We start from the raw sequence: 16,990 nt of genomic DNA on the forward strand, positions 1-16,990 counted from the left end.
CGGTGGCTAAATTTAGCCACCGGTCTTATTGCCTGGTTTATTCAGGTTAAATCAGATGCTTATTACGCGTTAATTTCAAGCTTATAGCCTTTACCCCTTACCACAACAATTTTGCTATCCGGATCGGGTTCAAGTTTTTTCCTGAGTTTTGATATAAACACATCCAGGCTACGACCCACAATAACCCCTTCATCTTCCCATATCTCTTTTTGCAGGCGACGTCTCTCTATGATCTCGTTGGGAGACGATGCGAAAATGAGCAGTAAACGTGTTTCCGTTCCGGTTAGGTCTATGGACTCTTTATTTATGACCAGCTGCCGCTTCTCTACATCAAATAAGACTGCGCCAAAAGTGAGTGTCCCGGTGCGCTGCGCCACTGGTAGAACTTTCGCTGGCTTAACAGATCTCAGAAAAATAAAACACACAAATGCCAGTAACGGTATACTACCCAGCAGATACCTGTTCTTTGCAGTATTTAAACCTGTTGGTTTGAATTTAACATCGATCATATAACATGCCCTGGGTTGCACTCTTCCTTTGCATGCAATAATGTCATCTTTTATGTTTTTGGATATGGCGTAACCGTAAGCTACACTGGCGTTACTACAGTTCAGAACATTCACAACATAATCACGCGCGAGCGGGTCCCGGGCCAACAAGCGCCGGGTAGTATTCACCAGGGAATCCGGTTGAAAAGTAAAATCATTCTCAAACCTGATCTGGTATTCATTTTCGGCGATCTTTTTTACCGGAAGTACCCTTGAGGTGCTGTCGCCCGACTGCAAAAGGACTTCATGTCCTATCCTGCGGAGCAAAACTTCCCTCCTGGCAATATCAAAGTCGTCGTTGCTGGTCATACTGTAAGCCACGCATATGACCGGGATAAACGCGAATAGTATAAATCCGTACAGGTAACTGCGTTTTCCGAAGAGGCGGTTTCGTACGTCAGGCATCATTTTGAGATTTATTACAAAGGTTACATTTTTATTTACAATCCTGATTACCAAGGCCGAAAGATATCAAAGTAATTTCATTGAATCAGCTTTGATATGATATGGAAAAAAAACGCGCTGTACAACCTGATGATCCTGCCGGCGGAAAGAGTACTTTATTTCCCTGCACAAGCTAAGCAAAAACATAACGCGAAGGCAGCTGCAAGGCCCATTGTCACAGAGATAATGTCAGCAGAAGGAATGTTTTTTGGGATTTTAGAAGCGAAGGATGAATGGCAGCCTTTCTTGTTACAACTTTTATAAATGGGGATGAAAGACTGCCTAAGATTACTTCAACCAGTTATAAACCGTCAGTACTGCATCGGCAAATACCTGTGGCGCTTCCTGTGGTACATTGTGACCCGTATCAGCAACGATATGGGTATGCTGACCGATAAACATGCCAGCGTGATCAGCTGTTCCACCTGGCTTAAGCGGGTCATTTGCGCCATCGATCGTTACTGTCGGCACTGTTATCTTCGGCTTTTGCGCCAGCCTGTCTTCAAGGCGCTGTAATGTAGGATCATTCACGGTATGGCCATGCATCCAGCGGTAGGTATGCACTACTACATCTACGAAATCAGGATTGTCAAATGATTTTGCCGTTCGGGCAAAAGTGGCTTCATCGAATTGCCAGTCGGGCGACCATTCGCGCCAGAGCATCCGTGGCAGTTCGTAACGGTTTTCAGCAAGGCATTCACGCCCGCGTTCCGATTGAAAAAGATGCTGATACCAGCAGACACGCTCCAGTGAAGGCGTTGCTGCATGCCGCTGCTGATTCACATCTACAATATCATAGCCGGCATATGATACAAGGCCGCCAATCTGTTCCGGCCACAGTGCCGCCGCTGTGCAGCAAGCATTGCCACCCCAATCAAAACCTGCAACAATTGGTTGTTTCAATTCCAATGCCTGGCAAAGCTGAATAACATCTCTGCCACGGGCACCCTGTTGTCCGCTACGCATCACATCGGCTGAAATGAAACGGGTTTCCCCGAAGCCCCGGGTAAAGGGCGCAATAACTCTTGCTCCTGCCTGTGTCAGAATGGAGGCCACCTCATTGAAAGAATGTGCATCGTAGGGGAATCCATGAGATAGCAGCACCGGCCAACCGTCGCTAGCACCATGTTCCAGGTAGGCGATTTGTAAACTATCGGTCGATATGATCTTAACTGGTTGCGCTGTCATAATCTGATTTTTTGATCGCTGAATGAATGGATGGGTTAATGCTTACCTGATGAACGAAGTTTTCACCATAGTCCGTGATACTTTCAAAATAGTGCCAATTGTTGATTTCCCCGGATAACGATTATATCCACAGTAAAAAAGGAAGTCCGCAGACACCATCTGCGGACTTCCTTTTTTACTGTGGATATAAATCAGCTTACTTTACTTCTTCAAAATCGCCAGGCTTCCAGCCTCCGTTAAAAGCAGCTTCTTCAGGACCATATATCCGGAAGTAGGTAAACCAGCCTTTTCCGGGAATAGTCTTGATCCATTGCTTTTCTTTTCCTGCCGGTGCTGTTGGCCCAAAGTATAAATCGATCGGAGAGGTGGTATTCAGGTCTTTGAGTTCGAATAAGGAACGGAGCGCAGCATATCCCTGATCGGTATTAATCTGGCTACGGGTTTCTGCATCGTATATAGTGACCGACCAGAATAATTTGGCAGGGACTGGTTGCGGAATGGTGAGTTTATATGTTTTGCTTCCATCAACATAATTACCCGATTGGTCATACAATCCAAGCCAGTATAATGAGCCATAGCCTGCCTTTCTTCTGAACATGGCGGGAGAAGCGCCGATAGCCTGATAAAACCATACTTCTCTTGCATCAATATCCACATAGGAAGGCGCATCAAAATCCCCGTTTTCAGGTCTTAATCCTGCCCACTCCCATCGGCGGTCTTTCCACACTACCCTGTCTTCTCTGCGGTCGGCAAAGGATTGTACCCGCATTTGTGCGTTGCCTGTTTTTGCTGCCCGTTCCAGTATTTGTTGCATCCGGGCATCGGGTGTAAATGGTTTTCCTTTTACGATGCCCAGTATGGCGAGTTCTCCATAGTAGGTGCGGTAACCTTCATACACCGGTTCCCGGTCGATTACTTTACTTAATACCTGCCAGTATTTAATATTGGTTTCCCATTCCAATGGGGTTGTATTCTGAGGTTTTCCTGTTAAATCCAGCCATTGAATGGGGGACGCAGCAGCAGATGAATTCAGCGGATAGAATTTTACGGTTTTGACTCTTTCCATGGCTGCTGATACATCACCTCCAATAGGTAAGGATCGTATGCCCACAGTGAGATTGTTGGAAGAAGACTTCCATACATGGTATCCTGCGGGAATATTGCCTTTGTATCCCGGAGGTAAAATCAGGTGTTTGCCACCCTTTCCTTCATCGGGACCGGGAATACCCATGTCGGCCACCCAGCGCTGGTTCACGTCCATTGCTACCACAATCAGCGGGCCGGGTGGCACTTCTATTACCATTGGCCCGCCAACCAGGTCAATCAGGATAGGTCCGTAAGGCGTATCAGAATTTAATGTAAAGCCGATCTGCATCGGCTTGGTATCTAAAGTTCCGGATACCGTATTCGGCTTGATGCCAATAGCAAGATTACCTTGCAGAATAGCCTCTCCGGAAACTGTTGGATAGAAAAATTTATAGGCCTGAACGGCACGATAAAAATCTGCATCATCATAAGCTTTCTGAACAGTTGCTTTTGTAGGATATCCACCGACGAACTCGTATTCAGATGGCAACGCATTTTTTGCAGCAGTAGTGTCATTACCGATATTTTTTTGCGAGGGCGACTGATTACAAGCCGCAAGTAATAATGCAGAAAGAGAAATGATGGAGATGTTCGTCATAACAAGGGTTTTAATAAATTAAAAATCGCCAGGTATGATGATTCATCGGAAATCTCAGGCATAAGACCCGAAGGCTAATTGATGGTTATGCAATAGGAATCGGGGTAACCGGTATCATGATAAGGGCCGGATAAAGGCACTTTTTATACAATGGGAAGTTTGTGTACGTTAAGAAACAAGCTAACCGGAAAAATTGTTCTGTTATTTGCAAATGTAGAACGCGCGGTATTTGTGCTGGGTGATGGTTGGTGTTTTCGGCAATACCCTGATGGCAGGCCGGATTTTAGCGGGTATTCAGTGGAATACAGTTCTGCCTGTTATGACCAACTTGATAAGCCGGAGTTTTTTTATTTTTATACGGTATTGTCCGACCAGGGGTTTAATGCTAGTGGAGTGCTAGTGTCAAGCTAGGTTCACCTGCATATAACTTACCCATAACTTATACTTAAGCCCTCGATATCCCGTACCTGTTAAATACAGGTTATGTAGAGGTAAAAGGCTTGTGCGTGACATTGTATTTAAAGATAAGCTATAGAATTGGTGAACAAATGCCACTGCCGGAAGCCGTGTATACTGAATAGGCATCGTTGAGACATCCTTTTGAGGCGCAAAGTATTTCGTCAGGAAGACTGGTGCAATTCAGGGAACTTGCACCAGTCTGTAAATCATTTCAAAGTTCAGATTTTTTTTTGTCGTTCGCCAGAATAACAGGTATGCTAAGAGCATCCTTTATACCAGCAACCTTATCACGCTTCTGTTCTTTTCTTTGCTTCCTGCGTCAGCGGTGTAAAGAAGTTCACCAGGTTACCATCGGTATCCCTGAATAACAGCGAACGGTTTCCCCAGGGCATGGTAGTGGGTTTTTGCACAATTCCTTCCTCAATATGGCCGGCTATCTGCTGGTAGCTGTTGTCCACATCGGGTACCTGGAATTCAATGATCACAGATCTGTTGCTGGCGGCGCTGGCCACCGCATCACCGCCAAAAAGGGCTAAGGTGCGTGTACTGCCTATTGCAAGGGCGGCAAGTGGTGTCCGTAGTTCGGCGAAATCATCCGTATACCAGGTAAAAGACATACCGGTAGCGGTTTCATAAAAGGCCACGAGGCGTTTAATATCGGCTGTAATAATCCGGACTGAAGAGAGATTCATATACATGTTATTTGTTTACAATAACACAAAGCTATTTCAGCCAAGTGACAGCCCTATGTCAGCAGCGAAAACGGAATATTTTTATTTCTTTCCCGGATTTACTGCGCCACATTCCCCGCCTCTATTCGCTGCTCTATCCGCGTCAATTTCCCATTTCTTGTAATCCCCTCTACCACGATCCTGTAAGCCTTACTATAATCGTTGTTGTAGAAACGTATTTTAACGGGCGCCCCTGCTGAATCTGCCCGTAGCATCGGGTTCCAGTACAAGGTCGTTCTGGCGTCGGGATGCGGATCACTGGCTGGATTACTATGATCAGGGGAATAGAATTCCCGGATAGCAGCATACCCGATGATCATTTCCTGTTTTAAGTTGGAAGGTCTTGGGTTAGTATAATTTTTCCGGCCTTTGGTATAAATGGCAATGGCGCCGCCTTCATCAAGCCCGAAAGGAGGGGTAAATGCCTTTACATAGGCTACCTCTGTAACCGGCAACGACATGAGGCTTTCGGCGTTTGAAATAGCTTCATTGTAATAAATAGCGGGTGGCATATAGCCTTTACCGGGCGCCATGGATCGGTATCCGGTCCATGTTATCTTAGGCGTGTCTGAAGCCGTAAGGGCGGCTTCAATTTTTAAACCGGGAACTTTCATCATCAGGTAAGTGAATATGTTCATGGCCAGATTAGCCTTTGGGTCGTCCTCTACATTTACGCTGTAGCCGAACATATTCCGGAACATCGAGTTTTTACCGGTATATTTTTCTTCCAGTAATTCTGTGCGCGATTTTCCTTTAATGTCTACTGTTTTTAATTGTATGGTTTTATCATCTATTTGCCAGACAACGGGTTGATACATCATATCACCGGGACGACCGGCGATTTTCGGCGCTGTGTTTAAAAGTGCCGGTTTGTAGGCCGGAATGGCTTTATCGAGTCTTTCCGGAATAAAATCTATATCAAATTCACTGAAATTGATGCGTTTGTCGGAAAACTGATAACTCACCTGGAGGTTATCAAAAACCAGTAGATTAGGCATGCTGAAATGTCCATCGCTGGATATGGGCAGGGTGAGCAGCTGCATGAGCGTATCGTATGCCGGTCGTAAGGAGAAGATGATCAGGTGTTTTCTGCTGGAGTCTTTCAATACCTTTTGCAGTGCTTGCAGCCTGTTTTCGGACAGCTGGCCGGAGAAAGAGAGATAGGTAGAATCCATGCCGTATTTTAATACGGGTTGTTCTTCCCGTAATATCTTTTCCCAGTTGTACCTGCGCCAGCCATGTGTAAGCATCAGGAGGTCCAGGTTTTCCTGTGTGTGGCTGGAATTATCTTTGAAATAACAGGACGGGCAGCGGATTGTCCCTTTCAGTTCGCTGCTCAGCAGCAGGTAAGAGATGATATGGTCGCTGTTATCTTTGGTGGTATCTGTACCATCGGTAACGGAAACGGCTAAATCAACCAGTAAGGAATCGGGTATGTTGACAGTGAATACATTGAGTCCTCTTTTATCGTGCGCAAGGGTGTCGGCTTTAAGTGTGGAGGTAAATTGGTATTCACCGTTGTTGATAAAGCCAATGCGTTCGACAAGGGGTTTCCAGCCGGCGTCAAAAATGGTGTAGCGTATGATGCCGCTTGGGAGCGTGGTAACCGGAACTTCTACCTGTGCGGTTGTTTCGTCGTTGAGTGATATGTTTGCTTCGTACACCAGTTCCTGGTTTTGAGTAGCCACCAGGTGTAGTTGCCGGTACGGGAGGGTAGTATCATCTGTTCGCTGGAGTTGCAGTAAATGCTTGCCGGCGCCTATATGCAGATTCATCACTACGCCTGTTTCTCTGGTTGCTGGTAAAGCCGTGTGGTGCTGCTTCCCGTCGGGGGCGGTCCAGTGCGCGCTGTAAGTATCGCCAGGCGTAGGTTGCAGATAAAAGTAGCCCATGCCATCGTGTTTCGACTGGAAGGAATCAATTGTTTCTCCGGAGGATGCGGTAATAATCCCCGACACCTGTACCGGTTGCTGGTAGCGGTCTACGGCCATAAAGGCAATTCTGTTAAACAGGCCCGTGACCATATCTCCACCTTCCGGGAAGAAAAACAGGGTGTCCCGTGGATCTGGCGCGGATGGTATCACCGTATCCTTTTCCTGGAAAATGGGCAGGGTTTTTCTGTAAAGAAATGCGGTATCAAAATTAAGCATCCATTTGGTGTATGCTTGTACATGCAGTGTTTTTCCGGTGTAGGAGGCTGGGACATCGAATTGACCATGGGTAGATGCATTCGCAACAGGGTAAGCATCGTGGGCAACGATGTGGCCACTGTCATCTGACCAGTCTACGTACATGGTTTTGGTAGATGCCGTCGGCATAGTACCCATTAAGCACCAGGCTTTGAACCAGACAGTTTCTCCTGGCTGGTAATAAGGTTTGTCGTATTGCAGGTATATATGCTCAACGGTTTCCTTAAGGGCAAATTTGTTAAGCGCCTGATTTACGGGAGATAGTTGTGAATAAGCGTGTAGCATGGCGGTTGTCAGTAATGACAGCAACAGCACACACTTCCTGAATGACGTGGAATGAGTGACCATAAGTGGGGACGTGGAATATCATAAATAAAGCGCGACCAACATGTACCTTCAGCCGTACACAGCTGACAGACATTATGCGGCCGCTTGCCAATCTATTAAATTATTTTGAATAATTAAATACTGTAACATTGAATACCACTCCCCCACAGCGATTGGCTGGAAATGACATCCATGTAAAGTGATCAAGTAGTGCCGGAATGTTGCTAAGGAGTTACTTTTAAGGAGAGCGCCGGATTTAATATAACTGGTTCCGCAGAATCCGTTTGATCATCTGTATAGTGGTGCGGCTCACATGCCCTTTGTATTTCTGGAGAATATTACTTTCGCTTTCTCCTTCGCTGAGTTCATTCACCACCCGCAGCCATTTGCCCAGGAATTCTGAATTAGGGGTACGGTATCTGAGGAGCCGTCGTACTGTTTCAATGATAGCTTTATGCACGGTGCCCTCGTGCAGTTCAAATACTTCGTCGTTGTTAAGTCCCAGTTTGATATCGTCGGCAATGCGGGAATAATCCTGCAGGTATTTTTCGTTGGCTTCCATTACCTGCAACATGGGATTATCGCTGAAGGTGATATCGGCGTATTTGCGATGCTGCTTCTGTAGGGCATGCAGGGCATAGTTCCGCGCAATGTTGTCGCAGATGATGAGATCGTCTTTACTCAGTTCAAACCATTCCCCTTTAACGCGTTTATGCTGGAAAACAATGTGCAGACTTTCTTCCAGGTCGGTCATGTTCTGGGCCGCGTATTGCCTGATGATGCGGAACATAACGGGCAGGTGTGTATGATAAGCGGCCAGCCGCTTATGCAGATCCTGGGTTTTGCCGATCTTATACAGGTTCTTACCTGTATTCAGGATATACACACATTTACCAACTTGTACTTGCTCCATGAGGTGACTTCGCGCTTGTGAAATTGAGAATTATATTATCAATTTACGACTATGATCGCTATGTACAAAATCAGTGGAGTTTGTCAGCCCTGATGGGGTGGTGTAAAAAGGGCGTCGTCAATTCTTTTTTTCTGCCGGAGATGGTGTCGCATATGCATTTCAGCGAATTGGAGCCATTCGCCGGCGTTGAAGAAGCCGAGTCCGGGGTGCCGGGTTTTTCCGTGTGCATGGGTGAAATCGGCGGTAGAGCCGAGATGATTTATTTCTTCCTTGATCAGCAGCAGCTGTTGTTTTAGCTGGTCTTTGCTGGCAGGTTGCGGGGAGTCGGGATCATTGGCCGGATTAGGCAGACGGGCATCCGGGAAGCGCTGTTGCGCAAAAATAGTGTTGGCATCTGGGTGCATTTGTTGCTCACGGTTGATGTTGCCTGACTGTAAAGCGGTTTTTATCTCCCCGATAAAATACCAGGTATCTGCAATGATATGTTCGTATACCTGACCAAGCGACCAGGTACCAGGGTGAGGTTGCTGGCAGAGCATTGTCAGCGTGTAGTCGTCCAGGTGAGTGATCCATTTGTCGATGGTGTCGTTGAATTGACGAAGTGTATCGGGTGTATTCATAACAGTGACGGATGTGGGTGGAATAACCTGGCAGGAAGATACGATCCGGCCAGGTTATTTTTATTATCCGTAAATGATAAATCCTTTTTCGATAGAATTTATTTTCCGGAATTTCAGGCGGAATACGCCGATGCCGTTGCTGCTGCCATTGGGATTGCTGTTCCCCTCAATGGTTTCGATGAATCCACCACTTACAGCGGTAACAATGCCGGTATGGCCGAAGCCGCCACCGTGATTTTTGATGAAGATGCTGCCGGGTACGATCAGGGAGGGATTATTGATGGCTTTGGCAGTCGTGATTTTTTGGCCCTGGGTATGGTTCCAGTGATCGAGGCAGCCGGCTGTTTTATAAACGGGATTGGGAATGCCCAGGTCGGCAGCAGCTTTCTTGAAGCACCAGTATACGAAAGCGGCGCACCAGTAATTACCGGGGGGTGTGTTGGTGCTGGCAAGATAGGCGTTTACCTGTGTGCCACGATTACTGCCCGGGGGCTCTTCCATCACGCCGATCTGTGTTTCCGCTACCGCAATGGCTTTTGCCAGCAGGGCATTGGGGGCATCGGTGTGCGGTTCAGCCGGCACATCGAAGAGGGCTTCCCAGGTAATGGCGCCTACTTCGCCGTCAACGATCAAAGGGTTGCCGAATTTGTCGCGGTGCAGGGCCTGAAATTGCTTTACGGCGGCTACTGTTTTTGGGCCATAGGTACCTGTACCTTGCAGTGCGCCGATGCCCAGTGCGATGAGTCTTTGTTGAATGGCTTTGACCACCTGGCTATTGGTTTCGCCGGTTTTGATCACTTTGTTGGGGTAATTCATTTGTTTTGTTTTTGAGGTTATATTACTATTTGCGAATGGGGTATGTTTTTGGGGCTACATCAGAGATAACAATCACTCCTAAAAAGTTACGAAAAAGTCTGGGCATTATGCAAAAAAAAGCCACCCCTGTTGGAGGGATGGCCTGTCACCTTCATTAGCTATTCAGCCGGGAAAAACTGTTTGCCCGGAAAAACCGTATCTCCGGTTTTTAGAAGTTGGTGTTGATGATTAAAGTATTGCGGTCGGCCGCGGCAAAGTCCATCGGGATAATACCGTATCTGCCATGTGTATTACTGGTAAAATAGGTATTGATCCGTGGGTTGATGTTGTTGGAAACGGTGGTGATACTGGGAATGCCGAAGATGAGGGATTTGTAGCCGCTGGTGAAATTGATATATAGCACGGACTGGCTACCACTCTGTGCTTCCGTGAACAGGTTGGTGATACCGGTCCATTTGTTGTTATTGTCGGGTACTACATACTGGTCCTGCACTCTCAGGGAGGAGTTGGTATTGTTGATGGAAAAAGTGGTGTTATCTGACCAGTTGGTGGCTTCGATGCCTTTGGGCGTAGCGGAGGCACCGAATCTTCTCAGCAGTACAATTTTACCTCTTACCGATCCGAGATTGGGCACTGCATCTCCGAGGTACCATTTTGAAGGTTGCAGTTGGGTGTAGCTGTCGAACGTTTGTTCAAAGCTGCGGGTGTTGTTGGTGGCGTCATATTCCTCTTTCACGCACATGATGATGGTTTCGGTAGGGTTGGCGGCGAGGAAATTGTAGCAGGCGGTTAATACGTCCGTAAAATTCAGGTTCTGGTAAATAGATCCGTGGTGAATGGCGAAGGCGTCGCCGATGTGACGGCAGCGGATGTCCAGGAAGCGGGTACCGGCATTGAGTTGTTCGCCGATAGTGAGGTTCTGGCATTTGGCCGTGCCGCTCACCGGTTCTACGCGGGCGCCGCTGTCGTGTGTGCCGGGAATAGAGAGGCTGGTGAGGGCGGTGTTGTCTGCTAAGGAGCCCATCCATCCGGTAAGGCTAACACTTAACGTGTTTACAATAGCGGCGTTGTTCACTGTTTCAATGCCTGCGGTGGCATTGGGATTTGTAAGGTCTTTTTTACAGCCAAAGAATGTACAGGTGGCCAGGGCCAGTGAGAGGATTTTCATGTTCATAGTGTGAGAATTTATATTTTATACTAAAAATACATGGGAGCAGTGTTTGGTTCATCGCAGTGAAAATTAATTGTGGGTTAACAAATTGTGGTGGTAAGTGAATGTTTTTGAAAGATGTAAAAGGTGTGATTTTTTATCAGCAAGGGAATACATATCTTTATGCCATCACATCAACCAGATTTTGCTTTTCGGGGAAACGTTTTAAATATATTTTGAATACCGTGCAATTAAATAGTGAACCAGATTTACTATTCAGGGTGTCGCAAGGCGATGAGGCTGCATTCGCGCAGTTGTTTCATACCTATCAGCATCGCCTGGGTGCTTTTGTGATGCAGTTGACCGGCTCCCGGGCACTGGCAGAGGAAATTGTACAGGAGATCTTTATCCGTATCTGGGAGAAGCGGGAGAAGCTGAGCCAGGTGGAGCATTTTCATTCGTACCTGTATGCAGTGGCCCGGAACTACAGTATATCCTTCCTTAAGAAGCTGGGCCGGGAACTGGCGCAGAAGCAGGCCTGGGAAATAAGTGTAGCAGATACGCAGGACCAGGAAGAAGATGCGGTTCTTAAAAACTACCGCCGTATTATAGACCAGGCTATTTCGGAGTTACCTGCGCAACGGCAGAAAGTGTATCTGTTAAGCCGGGACGAAGGTTTGCGGCAGGCGGAAATAGCTGAGCGGATGGCCATCTCCCTGGAAACCGTAAAAAAGCATATGGTACTGGCACTTCGTTCTATCCGGAGCTACGCCATGGCGCACCCGGAAATCAATGTATTATTGCTGATTTTAAGTCATCCTTTCCGGGGCTAAAAAAAATTTTTCTTCCCCATTACCTCTTTTTTTACTTCCTGCTGTCTTAATAGGTAGAATCAATCTATACCGATGGATAATACCAGGTTGCGTTACTTATTAAGCCAATATGCCAACAAGATGCTCACAGCTCCGGAACAGTCCGAGTTAAGTGACTTTTTGAATGCGGCAGATAACCAGACGCAACTGGAGTTATTGATAGAAGAAGCCTGGATACAATCCGGAGAGGAGGCGGATCCCACCTTTCCCTTACCCGAACTGAAGCCCGAACCGGTGGTGATGAAGCCGGTATATCGTCAGCGTTGGGCAGCAGCGGTGTTATTGCTGATTGTTGCCGGGGGCGCCTGGCTGTTAGCTACCAGGGAGCGCAAAACGAGCAAGGTAGCGGGTCCGGTGACCGAAAATAAAAAAGAAGATGTAGCGCCGGGTGGCAACAAAGCGATGCTTACCCTGGCCGATGGGAATACTATTGCACTGGACAGTAATCTAAATGGAGCGCTGACCCCACAAGGGAATGCGAGTCTGCATGCGAGTCCGGGTTTGCTGAAATATGATCCGGGGCATCCTTCTGTGAACAGTGGCGTAGCTTATAATGTACTGAGAACACCCAAAGGGGGGCAATACCGGCTGGAATTGCCGGATGGGTCCCGGGTGTGGCTGAATGCCGCTTCTTCTCTGAAATTTCCCACGGCTTTTGTAGGCAAGGAACGCCGGGTGGAGTTGAATGGCGAAGCTTATTTTGAAGTAGCTAAGAATGCCGGTCAACCTTTTTTTGTATCTGTAAACAAAGCAAATATAGCTGTACTCGGCACCAGTTTTAATGTAATGGCCTATGCCGATGAAGCGGGCATCAGGACCACTTTACTGGAAGGTGCTGTTAAAGTAACCGGAGGAACAGCCTCCAGTTTATTAAAACCCGGAGAGCAATCCCTGCTTGAGCCGGACGGTAAAATACAGGTGATAGAGAAGGCAGATATTGATCTGGCTGTTGCCTGGAAGAATGGGCTGACCTCTTTTAAGAGCGCCGACATCAAAACAATCATGCGACAAGTGGAAAGGTGGTACGATGTAGAGGTAGTATATAACGGAACTATACCGGCACGCAGTTTTACGGGAGATATTCCCCGGGACGCCAATCTGTCTGAATTATTACGATTACTGGAAATCAGCAAGATCCATTTTAAAATGGAGAATCATAGGCTGATCGTAATGCCGTAGCGTCTTTTAAGTTTATATCAACCAAATAATAATGCCTAACAATGAACAAGAGTCCCTAATGGAAGTGTAGGAACCGGCATAAAAAACCAGGAGCGATCTCACCCGCCCCTGGTCATAAACGCCTGGGTCAAAGCTGACATCAATGTTACCAGAAATCAGATTATCTAAACCCAAACACTACAAATGTATGCAATCTAATTGTCATGCAAAGCCCGTCTATGTACCTGGGCTATTATCAACCATCAAAGATCGTGTCCTGGCTGTCCGTCAAGCAGGCGTCCATCTGAAGCTAAAAAAACAACTGATTATGCAAATAAAATTAACAGCTATCCTCCTTACGGTAGTTTGTTTGCAGATCAGCGCCAAAACTCTGTCGCAACAGATAACCTTATCGCAGAAAAATGCGCCGATTCAGAAGGTGTTTGAAGAAATTAAAAAGCAATCAGGTTATAAATTCTGGTATGAAGATGCCATGCTGAAAAAAAGTAAGCCGGTAGATATCTCCATTCAGAATGCTTCTCTGGAAGACGTATTGGCGCTGCTTTTCAAGAATCAGCCTTTCAGCTACGAAGTGATCGGTAAGATCATTGCTGTAAAAGAGAAAGATATAAAACTGGAGAAAGCCATGCCCTTTATCGAGATCCCGGAAGTGGTGATCAGGAAGATAAGCGGGGTGGTAAAAGATAGCACCGGCGCACCTATACCAGGTGTAACCGTACTCGTGAAAGGTACCAAAACCGGTGCTTCTACCGATGTGCAGGGTCGTTTCAGCCTCGATGCTCCGGATGAAAATGTAGTACTGATATTCACTTCCGTAGGATTTGATGCGAAAACAGTAAACGTAGGTACCTCTTCTTTCGTGAATGTAACACTCTCAGCTGCATCCAGCGGATTGAATGAAATGGTGGTAACGGCATTGGGTATCAAACGTCCGAAAGGAACCGTAGGATATGCGATCAGCACCATTAAAGGAGATGAACTGACCAAAGCAGGTACTACGATGAACCCTTTCCTGGCGTTATATGGTAAAGCTGCCGGTGTGGGTGTAAATACAGGTGCTGCTGGTCCTCAGGGTGGTATCAGGATCAATATCCGTGGTGCTGCCAGTATGAACAACGACCAGAATGTGCGGCCTTTGTTTGTGGTAGATGGTGTGATCTTAAGTGACCGTAAAACAAAGATAGGTGGCGACATTGGTCAGGGATTTGATTATGGCGCCGGTATCAACGACATTAACCCGGATGATATCGAGTCAATCGACATCCTCAAAGGTGCAAAAGCAACCGTATTATACGGTAGTGATGCGGCAAACGGTGTAATGCTCATTACCACCAAGAGTGGCCGTAATGCCAAAGGATTTGGTATGACAGGTAACCTGCAGTACAGCGTGGAACAACCGGTATCTTACCTGAAGCTCCAGACAAAATATGGCCTTGGTGATAACCTGTATGATACTACCTATGCTACCATCAACGGTGTAAAAACCAGGCTGCTTCCAAACAAGCGTTTTAGCTTCGGTCCTGCTTTTGACGGTGCAGATGTGATGTTCTACGATAGCTCTATAGTAAAGAATTCCCCGCACGCCGGCAACTTCCTGTCGCTGTTCCGTAATGGTCATTCCAGTACTGCGAACGTAGCTATCGCAGGTAGCAACGAAAAAGGTAGCATGCGTGCTTCTTATACCAACTACAACTACCAGGATATTGCTGCAGAAAATGGTTGGCAGAAGAGAAACTCCTTTAGTTTCAACGGAACTTACAAGGCATCTGAACTGGCTTCCTTTGAAGTAATTTCCAATATCTACAATATCACCACGCAGAATCGCCGTTCCCAGAACGATGGTCCTGTAGCTTGGGGATACCCGGTAGATTACGACTACGATAAAATTTATCCTTACTATACAGATGCTACGGGCTACCAGCGGGATCTTTCCAATGCAAGGGTATCCGATGCATTTACCAGACTGGGTAGTTATATCTGGAACCAGAAGAATAACCGTTACAAGGATGATAAAGTGCATATGATCACTTCTGCCAAAGTAACGCTGAACTTTACCAAGAATCTCTTCCTCGTAGGACAGGCAGGTCTGGATTACGATAATACCAATTATACGACAGAACAAAGCGTAACGAGGATTATTCCTACGGTACAGGGTGGATCTTTCGGCGTAGCCAAAGAAAATTCTACTACCCAGACTTACCAGGCGTTGCTGAACTATAGCAAAAACTTCATGAACAACGATTTGCGGTTGTTTGCATTTGGAGGTGGTGTATATCGTCTGCGTACAGTTGATTACCTGGGAACCAATACTGTTGGCGGTCTTACTTTCCCTGACTGGTACTCTTTCGCTAACCAGCTGGGTACACCCAATGCAGATAATGCTTATCTGCTGAGAAACTATACCCGTGGATCCGATGTATTGTACAGTATGCTGGCATCTGTGGCCTTGTCATGGAAGAACGAAGTGACCCTGGAAGTGCAGGGAAGACAGGACTGGAACTCTACCCTCCCTCCGGAAAATAACAAGTACTTCTATCCTGGTGCGGCTGTTACCTGGAACTATACCGAGCGTTTTGCTATTCCTGCTGTTAACAGCGGACAGCTGAGAGTATCCTGGGCAGATGTGGGTAACGGTACTTCCCGTTATTTCTCCAACAGTCTTTACGGATATAACCGTATTCCGGGTACCGGCGCTAACTCCGTTTCCCCTCCGGGAAACCTGTTGCCAGGTGCATTGAAACCAGAGCGTAAAAGAGAATTTGAAGTAGGTGTGAATAACACTTTCCTGCCACAGGACAGAATCACCCTGGACTTCTCCTTCTATACCAATCACCGTTACAATCAGATTATCAGCCTGCCGATCTCCTCTGCTTCCAGCTCCACTGGTCTGACCGTGAATGCCGGCGATGTGAAAGCGTGGGGCTTTGAACTGGCTTTAACCGGTGCTCCGCTGGTAGGTAAAAACTATCGCTGGAACCTGACGCTGAATGCTGCAAAACAGGCTTCCAAAGTAATTTCCCTCTATCCGGGAGTTATCTACAATCCTTTCCAGAACCTGATCAATGGTTCAGCTGTGGCGATCCATGCTGACCAGGGACAGCCTTACGGAGAAATCATCACCTACGATTACAAACGCGACGAAGCGGGTAACAAAGTGGTTAACAACAATGGTATCTATGTGCTGGACGATCAGAAAACGATATCAGCAGGTAATGTAATGCCTAAATTATATGGTGGTTTCATTTCCGATTTCCAGTATAAGAACTTCAACTTCCGTATCGGTCTGGATTATAAATATGGTGGTACCATCTTCTCTTACACCAACAACCGTTTAACAGGTGTGGGTCAGCTGGAAAATACCATGAAGTACCGTGATGAAGAAAATGGCGGCTTGGCTTATTATATCAATGCAAACAACCAGAACGTTCCATGGCAGCATGGACAGGCTGCACCAGCCGGATCTAAAGATGGTAAAGTATACCATGATGGTCTGATCCTTCCTGGCGTTAAACTGGATGACAATGGTAAATATGTACCAAACGACATCATGACCAGCGCTTCTTCTTACTACAGCAGTTATGCAAATGACCTGGCTACCTCTTTCCCGCCAGACCGTTTGTTTGAAAATAACTACATCAAAGTAAGGGAAGTTGCTCTTTCCTATACATTACCAGCATCTATGGCTAAAAAAATCAAGATGCAACGGTTAACCGTTACAGCGGCTGCCCGTAACCTTTTCTACCTGTACAAATCCATCCCCAATATTGATCCGGAAGGAGCACTGGGCGCCGATGTATTCGTAGAGAATACCATCTATCCAACACAGCGGACTTATTCCCTGGGATTAAACGTGGCTTTCTAATGTATAAA

At 46.7% G+C, this 16,990-nt stretch carries 13 protein-coding genes; 4 read left to right on the forward strand and 9 right to left on the reverse strand.

The window, feature by feature from the left end; all coding sequences use genetic code 11:
• Positions 1-62: 62 nt before the first annotated feature.
• On the reverse strand, positions 63-953 hold the full coding sequence (locus BMW79_RS06770) for a winged helix-turn-helix domain-containing protein (protein WP_089896806.1): 891 nt from the start codon (positions 951-953) through the stop codon (positions 63-65).
• Positions 954-1,049: 96 nt separating this feature from the next.
• Between BMW79_RS06770 and BMW79_RS06775 the strand changes: the two genes are divergently transcribed.
• On the forward strand, positions 1,050-1,256 hold the full coding sequence (locus tag BMW79_RS06775) for a hypothetical protein (protein WP_089892255.1): 207 nt from the start codon (positions 1,050-1,052) through the stop codon (positions 1,254-1,256).
• A 24-nt stretch (positions 1,257-1,280) separates the two neighbouring features.
• On the opposite strand, the gene BMW79_RS06780 is transcribed toward BMW79_RS06775, so the two are convergent.
• From BMW79_RS06780 to BMW79_RS06815, 8 genes are all read right to left on the reverse strand, one after another.
• Entirely contained in the window at positions 1,281-2,180 is a 900-nt protein-coding gene (locus BMW79_RS06780; protein WP_089892257.1) for an alpha/beta fold hydrolase, read from the reverse strand.
• A gap of 196 nt (positions 2,181-2,376) precedes the next feature.
• Positions 2,377-3,864 (reverse strand): DUF1254 domain-containing protein, encoded by a 1,488-nt coding sequence (locus BMW79_RS06785; protein ID WP_089892260.1) that lies wholly within the window; start codon positions 3,862-3,864, stop codon positions 2,377-2,379.
• 746 nt (positions 3,865-4,610) lie between these two features.
• Positions 4,611-5,015: a VOC family protein gene (locus tag BMW79_RS06790; protein ID WP_089896807.1), complete on the reverse strand. Its 405-nt coding sequence runs from the start codon at positions 5,013-5,015 to the stop codon at positions 4,611-4,613.
• A gap of 98 nt (positions 5,016-5,113) precedes the next feature.
• Complete coding sequence (locus tag BMW79_RS06795) at positions 5,114-7,591, reverse strand: hypothetical protein (protein WP_143059096.1); 2,478 nt, start codon at positions 7,589-7,591, stop codon at positions 5,114-5,116.
• Positions 7,592-7,826: 235 nt separating this feature from the next.
• Positions 7,827-8,483, reverse strand: a complete 657-nt coding sequence (locus BMW79_RS06800) for a GIY-YIG nuclease family protein (protein ID WP_089892265.1) — start codon at positions 8,481-8,483, stop codon at positions 7,827-7,829.
• 83 nt (positions 8,484-8,566) lie between these two features.
• A complete protein-coding gene (locus tag BMW79_RS06805) occupies positions 8,567-9,103 on the reverse strand; it encodes a DinB family protein (protein WP_089892269.1) in 537 nt (178 codons plus the stop codon).
• Between the two features lie 63 nt (positions 9,104-9,166).
• Complete coding sequence (locus tag BMW79_RS06810; protein ID WP_089892272.1) at positions 9,167-9,919, reverse strand: CHAP domain-containing protein; 753 nt, start codon at positions 9,917-9,919, stop codon at positions 9,167-9,169.
• A 208-nt stretch (positions 9,920-10,127) separates the two neighbouring features.
• Complete coding sequence (locus BMW79_RS06815) at positions 10,128-11,093, reverse strand: phosphatidylinositol-specific phospholipase C (protein ID WP_089892275.1); 966 nt, start codon at positions 11,091-11,093, stop codon at positions 10,128-10,130.
• A 221-nt stretch (positions 11,094-11,314) separates the two neighbouring features.
• Between BMW79_RS06815 and BMW79_RS06820 the strand changes: the two genes are divergently transcribed.
• The 3 genes from BMW79_RS06820 (at position 11,315) to BMW79_RS06830 (ending at position 16,982) form a co-directional block, all read left to right on the forward strand.
• Positions 11,315-11,902 carry an RNA polymerase sigma-70 factor gene (locus tag BMW79_RS06820; protein WP_177192065.1) on the forward strand — a complete coding sequence of 196 codons (588 nt, stop codon included), beginning with the start codon at positions 11,315-11,317 and terminating at the stop codon, positions 11,900-11,902.
• Positions 11,903-11,974: 72 nt separating this feature from the next.
• A complete protein-coding gene (locus BMW79_RS06825; RefSeq protein ID WP_089892281.1) occupies positions 11,975-13,120 on the forward strand; it encodes a FecR family protein in 1,146 nt (381 codons plus the stop codon).
• 307 nt (positions 13,121-13,427) lie between these two features.
• A complete protein-coding gene (locus BMW79_RS06830) occupies positions 13,428-16,982 on the forward strand; it encodes a SusC/RagA family TonB-linked outer membrane protein (RefSeq protein WP_218150285.1) in 3,555 nt (1,184 codons plus the stop codon).
• Positions 16,983-16,990: the final 8 nt, after the last annotated feature.

This window comes from Chitinophaga arvensicola (genome assembly GCF_900110835.1).
Lineage (GTDB): Bacteria > Bacteroidota > Bacteroidia > Chitinophagales > Chitinophagaceae > Chitinophaga > Chitinophaga arvensicola.